12 protein-coding genes and 1 CRISPR repeat array are annotated in these 10820 nt (G+C 42.9%); of the genes, 8 read left to right on the top strand and 4 right to left on the bottom strand.

Annotated features, from left to right (window positions below):
* Nucleotides 1–373 precede the first annotated feature (373 nt).
* Nucleotides 374–1514: direct repeats of the CRISPR family, unit length 35 nt; unit sequence GTTTCCATCCCCGTGAGGGGAAGTGAATTTAAAAC.
* Nucleotides 1515–2257: 743 nt separating this feature from the next.
* Nucleotides 2258–3145 carry a ribosome biogenesis GTPase YlqF gene (gene ylqF / locus I8752_RS14175; protein ID WP_214432961.1) on the top strand — a complete coding sequence of 296 codons (888 nt, stop codon included), beginning with the start codon at nucleotides 2258–2260 and terminating at the stop codon, nucleotides 3143–3145.
* A 39-nt stretch (nucleotides 3146–3184) separates the two neighbouring features.
* On the opposite strand, the gene I8752_RS14170 is transcribed toward ylqF, so the two are convergent.
* Nucleotides 3185–3430, bottom strand: coding sequence for a hypothetical protein (locus tag I8752_RS14170; RefSeq protein ID WP_214432960.1), 246 nt, complete (start codon nucleotides 3428–3430; stop codon nucleotides 3185–3187).
* A gap of 187 nt (nucleotides 3431–3617) precedes the next feature.
* On the opposite strand from I8752_RS14170, the gene I8752_RS14165 reads away from it, so the two are divergent.
* The 6 genes from I8752_RS14165 (at nucleotide 3618) to I8752_RS14150 (ending at nucleotide 7716) form a co-directional block, all read left to right on the top strand.
* Nucleotides 3618–5258, top strand: a complete 1641-nt coding sequence (locus I8752_RS14165) for an adenylate/guanylate cyclase domain-containing protein (RefSeq protein ID WP_214432959.1) — start codon at nucleotides 3618–3620, stop codon at nucleotides 5256–5258.
* Nucleotides 5259–5576: 318 nt separating this feature from the next.
* Nucleotides 5577–5834 (top strand): CoxS/CutS family dehydrogenase iron-sulfur subunit, encoded by a 258-nt coding sequence (locus tag I8752_RS38390; protein WP_318780847.1) that lies wholly within the window; start codon nucleotides 5577–5579, stop codon nucleotides 5832–5834.
* 1 nt (nucleotide 5835) lies between these two features.
* Nucleotides 5836–5967 (top strand): 2Fe-2S iron-sulfur cluster-binding protein, encoded by a 132-nt coding sequence (locus I8752_RS38385; RefSeq protein ID WP_318780846.1) that lies wholly within the window; start codon nucleotides 5836–5838, stop codon nucleotides 5965–5967.
* A complete protein-coding gene (locus I8752_RS38380) occupies nucleotides 5957–6238 on the top strand; it encodes a (2Fe-2S)-binding protein (protein WP_318780845.1) in 282 nt (93 codons plus the stop codon). Before I8752_RS38385 ends, I8752_RS38380 begins: the two co-directional genes overlap by 11 nt.
* Complete coding sequence (locus I8752_RS14155; RefSeq protein WP_318780844.1) at nucleotides 6225–7043, top strand: FAD binding domain-containing protein; 819 nt, start codon at nucleotides 6225–6227, stop codon at nucleotides 7041–7043. The genes I8752_RS38380 and I8752_RS14155 overlap by 14 nt, the downstream gene beginning before the upstream one ends.
* 310 nt (nucleotides 7044–7353) lie before the next feature.
* Entirely contained in the window at nucleotides 7354–7716 is a 363-nt protein-coding gene (locus I8752_RS14150) for an IS1 family transposase (protein ID WP_214432958.1), read from the top strand.
* On the opposite strand, the gene I8752_RS14145 is transcribed toward I8752_RS14150, so the two are convergent.
* Nucleotides 7702–8289 carry an AAA family ATPase gene (locus tag I8752_RS14145; RefSeq protein WP_214432957.1) on the bottom strand — a complete coding sequence of 196 codons (588 nt, stop codon included), beginning with the start codon at nucleotides 8287–8289 and terminating at the stop codon, nucleotides 7702–7704. The two genes, I8752_RS14150 and I8752_RS14145, sit on opposite strands and share 15 nt — an antisense overlap.
* A gap of 59 nt (nucleotides 8290–8348) precedes the next feature.
* Between I8752_RS14145 and I8752_RS14140 the strand changes: the two genes are divergently transcribed.
* Nucleotides 8349–8957: a Uma2 family endonuclease gene (locus I8752_RS14140; RefSeq protein WP_214432956.1), complete on the top strand. Its 609-nt coding sequence runs from the start codon at nucleotides 8349–8351 to the stop codon at nucleotides 8955–8957.
* A gap of 17 nt (nucleotides 8958–8974) precedes the next feature.
* On the opposite strand, the gene urtD is transcribed toward I8752_RS14140, so the two are convergent.
* Nucleotides 8975–9721 carry an urea ABC transporter ATP-binding protein UrtD gene (urtD, locus tag I8752_RS14135; protein WP_214432955.1) on the bottom strand — a complete coding sequence of 249 codons (747 nt, stop codon included), beginning with the start codon at nucleotides 9719–9721 and terminating at the stop codon, nucleotides 8975–8977.
* Nucleotides 9696–10817 carry an urea ABC transporter permease subunit UrtC gene (gene urtC, locus I8752_RS14130; RefSeq protein ID WP_214432954.1) on the bottom strand — a complete coding sequence of 374 codons (1122 nt, stop codon included), beginning with the start codon at nucleotides 10815–10817 and terminating at the stop codon, nucleotides 9696–9698. Before urtC ends, urtD begins: the two co-directional genes overlap by 26 nt.
* Nucleotides 10818–10820: the final 3 nt, after the last annotated feature.

The following is a 10820-nucleotide window of genomic DNA, read 5'->3' as shown; positions in this document are numbered from 1 at the left end:
GTTCAAAAGACCCCATTGGGGTTCCTACGTATCACACGCGAAAGATACAACTAGCTTGGGTTCCCTCTATACACCGGGGGTTTCTGGTGTCCCTGATTCTGAGGATTGGGCAGAATCACTTTACCCCTTTTACCGTCTCAGCCGTTTTCGGTAATTCCTCTTCACGATGCCTCTGCAAGGATTCACATCTGTTAACCCTGTCTAGTTTTACCCTAGCACTTCACCTAACTATGCGGCTTGCTGATGTCGCGCATTTTACCCTCTAGCTATGAGACATTACAGTTACCCGTAATGCCCCTTTGGGCGGGTACTGGCATTGACACTCGCCAGGAGTATTTCTGAGATACTCACTCTCGTCGTGCAACCGATAGTCGCACCCATCCCCGTGAGGGGAAGTGAATTTAAAACCAGAATGCTGACCATCATGCTGGCCAGCGAGTATTAACGGTTTCCATCCCCGTGAGGGGAAGTGAATTTAAAACATGGGGAAGCGTCGTTTTACTCAATGATTACTTCGAGTTTCCATCCCCGTGAGGGGAAGTGAATTTAAAACTTCAGATTGCCCCCAGAATCACAGATGACTTGGAAGTTTCCATCCCCGTGAGGGGAAGTGAATTTAAAACATTTCTGGTAAGGTACAAAAATTCCCACGGCCTTCAAAAGTTTCCATCCCCGTGAGGGGAAGTGAATTTAAAACTTTTAACAGACGAAATGTTTTCCGATTATACAATTCTAAAGGGTTTCCATCCCCGTGAGGGGAAGTGAATTTAAAACTATTTAGTTTCATTTCAAAGGATTTTGTTTTGAACTACCATTGTTTCCATCCCCGTGAGGGGAAGTGAATTTAAAACGTCTTGGAAAGCTGGGACGTTTGGGCAAAACTCTTAAAGTTTCCATCCCCGTGAGGGGAAGTGAATTTAAAACTTTGGCGGCACTAGGCACATGCTCAGAATGTTTGCCAAGTAGTTTCCATCCCCGTGAGGGGAAGTGAATTTAAAACCTCATGATTGGTCTGCTTTTGCTGGTCTTTCTGCAATTGTTTCCATCCCCGTGAGGGGAAGTGAATTTAAAACTCTTCAAAAAAACGGCGAAGTTCATGGCTATTACAGGTTGTTTCCATCCCCGTGAGGGGAAGTGAATTTAAAACTGCCTTAGCAGCTGCTAGTGGCGTATGGTATGCTGTACAGTTTCCATCCCCGTGAGGGGAAGTGAATTTAAAACTGCCACGTTCACCCATCTTTTGGATGAACATAGCCTTGTTTCCATCCCCGTGAGGGGAAGTGAATTTAAAACCTATGGTGGCGAAGATCAACCAGCGCGGTGGGAATTTCGTGTTTCCATCCCCGTGAGGGGAAGTGAATTTAAAACTGGAGACTTATAAGCTTTCCTAAGTATCCATAGGACTTGTTTCCATCCCCGTGAGGGGAAGTGAATTTAAAACCGGTGTACAGCCGTCCACGTTCTTTCAGCTTTGCCGATGTTTCCATCCCCGTGAGGGGAAGTGAATTTAAAACCCTACCCTTTTAGAACCCTTACTATAATTAGGTTTGAAGGGGTCATTTTAGCGGGGGGTCTAATTTACCTGTCAATAAGCCTAAATTATTGACAATGAGCAACAGGTATACCCTACTCAAACCTTTGCACCACAAGCGATTCGCGGGGGTCAACGAAAGAATGAGCATTTCCGCGATCGCCCTACCCCCGCGAAAAATTTGCGTGTGAAAGGTAAAAAGAAACACTTTTAGCTTCAATTTGAAACGCGGAATTTAATTTTCAAGGTTCTGGAGAGATGGCATTGATGAATTTCAATACACTTTCCAAAAGAGTAAAATGCTTTGTTTTTTTTGGTCAAGTTTTTGATACAGAAATTATTACTGTCTCTCAGCTTAGGATCTATAATTTCGATGGTCTATTTTCCCCTGTCTTTATCTAGTGCTTTATGGATGGCAAGACGGCAGAATTCAGGAGGGTCATCTTGAGCTTTCATCCAGAGACAAAGGATAGTAGGGAGTAGAGGTGATAATAAAGAATGAGTATCAGTTGAGCATGTTAACTGAATAATATTAAGTATAAAAATGCTTAACATAAAGCCTAAACTACTGCTAATTGCTCTTTTGCATTAAACAAGCATTTTAAAAAGCTAAACTGTTCCACATTTAATTTGCATAATTCATGTAGCTAAATTCCTTACTGAGACTCGGTTTCGTTCTTTTAACTTTTGACTTTTAACTTACTTAATATCTTGGAGGCATTGATTTTGCGTAGTTCGCTAACTAATAACTATAAATTAAACCTGATCCAATGGTATCCAGGTCATATTGCCAAAGCAGAGAAGAACCTCAAAGAACAGCTTTCACGGGTAGATGTGGTACTGGAGGTACGAGACGCGCGAATTCCTTTGGCGACACACCATCCCCAAATGAGTGAGTGGGTGGGAAATAAGACGCGAGTGTTAGTGTTAAATCGGTTAGATATGATTACTCCCCAAGTGCGATCGCTTTGGATAGATTGGTTTAAAAGTCAGGGAGAAGTGCCTTATTTTACCAATGCAAAACAAGGTCAAGGCGTAATCGCAATTTCCAAAGCAGCCCAAGCCGCTGGGGTGGAACTCAATCAACGCAGACGCGATCGCGGTATGTTACCGCGTCCAGTCCGGGCTGTAGTCATTGGTTTTCCCAATGTTGGCAAATCAGCTTTAATTAACCGGCTGTTGGGGCGACGCGTGGTCGAAAGTGCCGCCCGTCCGGGAGTAACTCGTTCCTTACGTTGGGTCAGAATTTCCGAACAGTTGGAATTACTAGATGCTCCTGGTGTCATCCCTGCTAAGTTGGAAAATCAAGATGCCGCCTTGAAATTAGCGATTTGTGACGATATTGGTCAAGCATCTTACGATAATCAATTAGTAGCATCAGCCTTCGTAGATTTACTTAACGAACTCCAAGTTACAGCAAGCGATCTACTGCCACAACAACCGCTACAATCGCGTTACGACCTTGACTCCACAACTAACACTGGAGAAGCATACTTACATGCTTTAGCAGAACATCGTTACAAAGGCGATGTCGAAAGAACGGCTAGGCAACTTTTAACAGATTTTCGCAAAGGTATGTTAGGTACGTTACCTTTAGAATTACCTCCTAGTTGAACTTATTATCAGGCGATCGCATCTACACAAAAGGTTAATTCAATCCTTTGTTTTATTGTCAACTATGCACTCTTTAATCGAGGGTGGATTCGCAACCTGTGAAGCTAATTCGGCATAGCCAGCATCTATTAAATATTTTCGTACTGCCTGATAATCGCCATATCTTAATTGTCTGAGTGCTAAGTCTAATATAGACTTCACACTCTCATCTTTGGCTTGAGTTAATAACGCACCAATGTGCTGCAACAGATTATGAAAGCAAAAATTCTTATTTTTAAGGGACATTTACCATTCTTCGCTCCAAGCTCGCTTCTTTAATATTTGTATATAATTTATAGGTGATATTTACTACATGCAGTTGTCGCAATGCCGTTAGCAGTGCCATAAAGAAAGGGTAAAGGTTAACCCTTGGCGTTTTCCTTACTTAAAAATGCTTGCATCCCCAGCCCCCAGGATAGACATAATCACACTCATGACAGAACTCACATTACGCTTACAACAGGGAGACACCGAATCAACGGTGTCCGTGAATAAAGATGAATTCACGATTGGTCGTCTGCCGGAATGTGACTTATACCTACCTTTTGGAGGAGTTTCTCGTCAACATGCTAGGCTGATGAAAATGGCTAATGATGTGTGGACAATTCAGGATTTGGGTAGTAAAAACGGGACGCAAGTAAATCAAAATCTTGTGAACGGCCCCCAGAAATTACATCATGGCGATATTATTTGGCTGGGAAATGCGAATCTGGTAGTGCAGTTTGCCAATTCTGCTGCACAGGTGATGACTAAGTATACGGATGCTACGGCAGTTTCAGAGCAAAGAACGATTTTTCGTAACGTCAAACAACTGCAACAGCAATGGATAGCAGCCGATAGCAAGGATGGTGAAACCAGTGATAAAGATAAAACTATCGCGCGTCTGAAAGACTTAGTAGACATCGCGAAAAATCTCTGTGCAGCAGCATCCATAGAAGAAATTTTTTCGCAGGTGCAAGAAGTTGTTTTTCGTTACCTCAATAGTATTGACCGTTTGGCATTATTAATTGATGTTGGTGGAGGCGGTCACTTAGAGTTGATGAATGCTGGTACGAGAAACATTTTTGAACAGAAATACATAGCAGCAGATGGCAATTGGATTAGTCGTAGTATCTGTCAAAAAGTATTTGAGGAAAAAGTTGCCATTCAAACTGCTGATACCCAAAAGGATGAAAGATTTGCTGGAGAACACAGTATTTTAGTCAAAGGCATTCGCAGCGCTATGGCCGTTCCTTTATGGGATGAAAATAAAGTTGTAGGGGTTCTTTACGCCGATGCTCATCTTTCTTCTGTCCATTGGGAAAATGAGGGTGAGGAAGAACTCAGCTTTTTTTCGGCTTTAGCAAATCTGGTGGCTTCTAGCGTCCAACGTTGGTTGCTAGCTGAGAAACTCAAAACTGAAGAGGTAATTCGTCACCGACTAGAACGCTATCATTCTCCATCTGTCGTCCAGCAGTTAATAGCTGTGGGTGGTTTACCAGATGGTCGTTTAGCCCCCGCAGAAAGCGAAATTAGTATTTTGTTTGCAGATTTGGTAGGTTTTACAGCGATTTCCGAACGGTTAACACCAACTGCGATCGCCCAATTATTAAATAATTTATTTGAAGAGATGTTGCAAGAAGTGTTTGCCTGTGGCGGCACTTTAGATAAGTATATTGGCGATTGTATTATGGCATTTTTTGGCGCTCCCGAACTGCAAATAGATCACGCCGATCGCGCCACCACCGCTGCTAAAGGAATGCTCACCCGTCTCGAACGTCTCAACGCCAATGGTTTTTGGCAAGAACCCCTACAATTACGTATTGCCATTAATAGTGGTAAAGCTGTCGTGGGAGATGTTGGTAGCCTTCAAAGAGTAGACTATACAGCATTAGGAGCTACGATTAATCTTGCTGCTCGTATGGAAGCAGTTTGTCCTCCCGGTGAATGCGTCATTAGTGAAGCAACCCATCAAATGCTTTCACAACCCTCAGATTTCCGAGAAATGGGGGATTACCGTTTCAAAGGTATCGACCGATTAGTGAAGGTTTATCAAACAAAATTGCATCAAGTATCAACGCTGATTATGCATTAGCTGATACAATTTACCAAAAATAACGATACATATCCAAACCCAAGAACCTAGACTAAATGGGACTTTCTTAATTACGAATTACGTAGACGCGCTCTGCGCGGCTTCCCGTTCGCGTAGCGTCTCCTTCAGGAGAAGGGTATTACGAATTACGAATTGATGTTACTTCAAGTAATACCAATTATTTCACTTTTGATAACCCTCTTTGGTTATAACTACTCATACTTTGTACTCAAATAACTTCAACCTGCGGATAGGTATTTTCCGAGGAAAATTTTTTTACTATGCAATCTGCACTTAAAAATCTCAAAATTTATAGATATGAGGCTGAGGTTTAAACGCCGACGGTTTGGCTTGCTGGCGATCGCTAGTAGTCTGGGGCCTGCGCTGGAGAGTCTTGTAAGAAAGACCCAAGCTCAACCAAAGCCTCAGTCTAATCTCCAATCAGCAAAATCACCTGCTGCTAATAGTGTTGTTGATGTCAAATTGCAAATCAATGGCGTGGAACACGCGCTGAAAATCGAACCCCCTGTCACGCTACTTGACTTGCTGCGCGAGCGTCTAAGTCACGCTACTTGACTTGCTGCGCGAGCGTCTAAATTTGACTGGTTCTAAAAAAGGCTGCGACCACGGTCAATGCGGTGCTTGTATGGTACTAATTGATGGGCGGCAGGTTAACTCGTGTCTGAACTTTTGCCATTATGCACGCTGACGCAAAAATTACAACTATCGAAGGTTTGGCGCAAGGAGATAATCTCCACCCTATGCAAGCTGCGTTTGTTGCCCACGATGCGTTTCAGTGCGGTTACTGCACGCCGGGACAAATTTGCTCGGCGGTGGGTTTAGTCAATGAAGGACACGCTAAGTCAGATGCCGACATTAAAGAACTGATGAGCGGCAATATCTGTCGTTGCGGTGCTTATCCCAATATTGTGGATGCTGTGCGCGATGTCTTAGAAGGAAAAAAAGATGCAGCCGTTTAATTATAAAAAAGTGGGACAAGCGGACAATGCTGTGGCGTTGGTGGCTCCAGATGCCGCAGCTTCTTATCTTGCTGGCGGTACTAGCTTAATCGATTTGATGAAGCTGAATGTACAGACACCAACAGAGTTGGTTGATATTAACACACTGCCCCTTGCCAAGATAGAAATGCAGGGCAACGGCGTGCGAATTGGGGCAATGGCACGCAATAGCGATGTGGCTTACGATGCAATCATTCAAAAGCGTTACCCCGTACTCTCAGAGGCGTTACTGTCTGGGGCATCACCGCAACTACGAAACATGGCGACGGTGGGCGGAAATTTGCTACAACGTACCCGCTGTTACTACTTCCGTGACACTGCGTTTCCTTGTAATAAACGCGTTCCCGGTTCCGGCTGTCCGGCAATTGAGGGCTACAACCGCATCCATGCAATTCTTGGGGGAAGCGATCGCTGTATTGCCACTCATCCTTCTGATATGGCTGTAGCAATGGTAGCACTTGATGCAGTGGTGCAAACACGCGGCCCCAATGGAGAGCGCAGTATTCCGCTGGTTGATTTTCATCTCGTACCGGGGAATACACCAGAAAAAGAGACAGTTTTGCAACACGGTGAATTAATTGTGGCAGTGGATTTGCCAGCTTCCCCATTTGCAGCGCGATCGCATTATTTGAAAGTCCGCGATCGCGCCTCTTATGCCTTTGCAATGACATCGGTGGCGGCGGCATTAGATATGCAAAACGCTGTTTATCATGCCACAGGCAAGCGCATCCGCGATTTGCCAATTACATTAGATAAGCTGCTGTAGAAAGATTGCGATCGCCCAAAGGGAGGATCGGAGGAGCGGAGGGGATATATCGAGAATTATAACTAAATTAGCTGGACACAATCTTAAACAAAAGGTCTATTGCGAATGTATCGACTTGCATTGCGAATGTATCGACTTACATTGTGAATGCATTGACTTGCATTGTGAATGCATTGACTTACATTGCGAATGTATCGACTTACATTGTGAATGCATTGACTTACATTGTGAATGCATCGACTTGCATTCATAGTTAAATCAGTTTTAAAACATGAAGAGCATTAAAATTTCGGCGTTGCATAATTAAGGGATGAACTGTCTATACTGTGCATCCAACCTTATCCGTAAGAACGGGCATCGTCGTGGTAAACAGAACTATATCTGTGTATCTTGCGATCGCCAATTTGTCGAATCACATTCAAAACGCGGATACAACGACGAAGTTAAACAAAGATGTCTAAGTATGTATGTAAATGGCATTGGTTTTCGCGCCATTGAGCGGCTGACTGGAGTTAATCATAATACAGTAATAAACTGGGTCAAAGAAGTAGCTCTAAAATTACCAGATGCGCCGGAACATTCAGAAATTCCTGAAGTAGCACAAGTCGAGGGTATTAGCTCAATAAACCAAAAAAATGGGGTATTCCGGTGCAGCGCCTTATTCGGCAGATGAATCGCAAGTGGAAAGTTCTGAACTTTTTAGCAAAAATGATTCAATATCATTCAAGCTGGGGCGATATCCTTCACTAGTATCAACTTCGAGCGTGGGAATGGGTAAAAGTGGCGGCTCGTAATTTACTAACGGTAATTCGATACCTTTTTGAGCGGCGCGTACTCCCCAGTCACCATGGAATCTTATTCTATTGGGATCGGATAAGCCTCGTTGAATAAAACGCGATCTAGCTAAATGAGGATCGACCGTACAAACTATTATCTTTATTTGGGATATCTGCGAAAGCTTTTCTAACGGTGGTGTCCAGAGATGATGTTGAAACGCTGCTTCAGCTATCAGTGTGATTTGTTTTGATAGCAAAAATTCTAAAATTTCAAAAAATGTGCTGTAGATACCTTTATTAACGTCTTTTTCGAGAGCTTCGTGACTACTTTTCATCGTATTGACAAATCCTTCTTTGATTTCATCACGACACATCGCTGGGCATCCTATCTTTCTTGCAAGAGTATGCGCTAGCGTGGTCTTGCCCGATCCTGGGCATCCTGTAACAACTATAAGCAAAGGTTTCTTCATGGAACCATAGATTAAAATGGCAATAATATCTCAGTGGTAGTCTGTGTAGGGCAAAGCAAATGACCCAAACGACGAAAACTCAAAAACTGCTGACTTTTGAGGAGTATCTTGCCTATGACGATGGTACAGACACGCGCTATGAGTTGGTGGATGGAGAATTAGTTGAAATGCCACCAGAAAGTCAGGAAAATAGTAACCTAGCAAGATTTTTATTCATTGAACTACTAAAACATTTCCCTTTTTATTTAGTTGCTCATAAAGATACAGAAATTGAGGTGACGGGGCGACGGGCGAGATGTCGTTTACCTGACTTAATGGTTCACACAGAAGAATCTTATGCTGCCCTTATGGGTTCTACTCGTGCTACCCTTACTCGTGATATGCCACCGCCTGCGCTAGTAATTGAAATTGTTTCTCCGGGAACCGAGAACCGCGTTCGTGATTATCGCTACAAGCGGACGGAATATGCGGCTAGGGAAATATTAGAGTATTGGATTGTTGACCCACAGATACAACAAATTACGATTTGCCAGTGGGTAGAGGGACAGTATGAGGATAAGGTATTTACAGGTACGACTAGCATAAAATCAGTGGTAATTGCTAATTGGGCGCTAACAGTAGAACAGGTGTTTAACAGCGCAAACCCACCAAAATTACCAAGTCAATAAAAAGTGCGATCGCGTTTTCACTCTTCCTGTTTTCCTAAATACACTTCAATCACGCGGGGGTCATTTTGCACTTCTTCAAAATTGCCTTCACACAACACTGAACCTTCATGTAATACTGTGACTTTCCGAGCAATTTGACGTACAAATTCCATATCATGTTCGATTACTAAAATTGAATGACTCTGCGCTAATGCTAAGAGTAATTCGCCAATGTTATAGGTTTCTTCATCTGTTAAACCCGCCACCGGTTCATCAACAAGCAATAAGTCAGGTGATTGGGCTACTAACATGCCAATTTCTAAACGTTGCTTCTCGCCGTGAGAAAGTAAAGCTGCTGGGATATCTGCTTTAGTAGTTAAACCGATAGTTTCTAATAGCCCTTTAATCGTATTCTTTTCCGCAGTATTAGGCTGCCCAAACAGTGTAGAAAAAACATTTTTGTTACGGTTGCTAGTAATTTCTAAATTTTCACGCGGTGTTAGATTCAAGTAAATTCTGGGTGTCTGGAACTTACGCCCGATTCCTAAGCGCGCAATTTGATATTCGCGTAAAGAACGTAAATTTTTACCTTTGAATAGGACTCGTCCAACAGTTGGTTGCACTTTACCTGTAATCACATCGAGAAATGTTGTTTTTCCAGCACCATTAGGGCCAATTACTACCCGCAATTCACCCGCATCCATGCTAAAGTTCAGTTGGTTTAGTGCTTTAAAACCATCAAAACTAACAGTTACATTTTCAGTTTCTAAGATTTTGGCGTTCATGTTGCACTTCAACGTCTTCTTCTAAAGTGGGATATGTGGCAATTTGTTGACGGCGTTTGAAAAGAGGAATATTTTGACTACGCAACCATCCCACTATGCCATCAGGAAGCACTGTGACGACTATTAAAAATAATGCCCCTTGGAAAAATAACCAGATTTCAGCAAATTGTTCGCTTAAAAAAGCGCGGGCATAATTAACTAACAAAGTTCCAATAATTGCCCCAATCAAAGAAGCGCGTCCTCCTACCGCCACCCAAATCACCATTTCAATCGAAAAAGCAATATCCATGGCTCTCGGCGATACAGAACCACTTTGGAGGGTGTAAAATGCTCCTGCTATGCCTGCGATCGCACCTGAAACTGCAAACACCACCACTTTAAAATCTGTAGGATCGTAGCCAGAAAATCTGACTCGACTTTCATCATCACGAATAGCTATCAATAATCTGCCAAAGCGTCCGCTTGTCAACCAGCGACAAACTCCGTAGGTGGCTGCAAGAAACACCACTGTCAAAACGTAGAAAACAAATTGTGTTTTCGTATCGCTAACCGTTGCCCCAAACAAAGTTGTAAAATCTATCAGCCCATTCGTTCCATTAAATAATTTTTGTTGTCCGTTAAAAAAATTGAAAAAGACAATAATTGCCGCTTGCGTCAAGATAGAAAAATAAACTCCCTTGATGCGATTGCGAAATACTAAATATCCTAAAATTCCTGCCAATAACCCTGGAATTAATACTACAGCAGCAATTGTCAAAGGAAACGAATAAAAAGGTTGCCAAAACCAGGGAAGTTCCGTCACTCCATAAAGTCCCATGAAATCAGGTAACTCACCAGTAGGAACTTGCAGTTTCAAGTACATGGCGATCGCATATCCACCCAAACCAAAGAAAATGCCATGTCCCAAACTTAATAAACCAGTGTACCCCCAAATCAAATCAATACCCAAAGCCACAATCGCCAGCGATAAAAATCTGCCCAACAAATTCAGGCGAAACTCCGAAAGAACCACTGGCATAATTATGATGAGGATAAGTGCGATCGCAACCACCACCCCCACCTCAATTAAAATGAACCTACCCCCCTTCTTCCTCATTCT

It is taken from the genome of Dendronalium phyllosphericum CENA369, assembly GCF_016056275.1.
Lineage (GTDB): Bacteria > Cyanobacteriota > Cyanobacteriia > Cyanobacteriales > Nostocaceae > Dendronalium > Dendronalium phyllosphericum.
The sequence above is the reverse complement of the archived record's forward strand: the minus strand, read 5'-3'. Positions and strand labels throughout refer to the sequence as shown.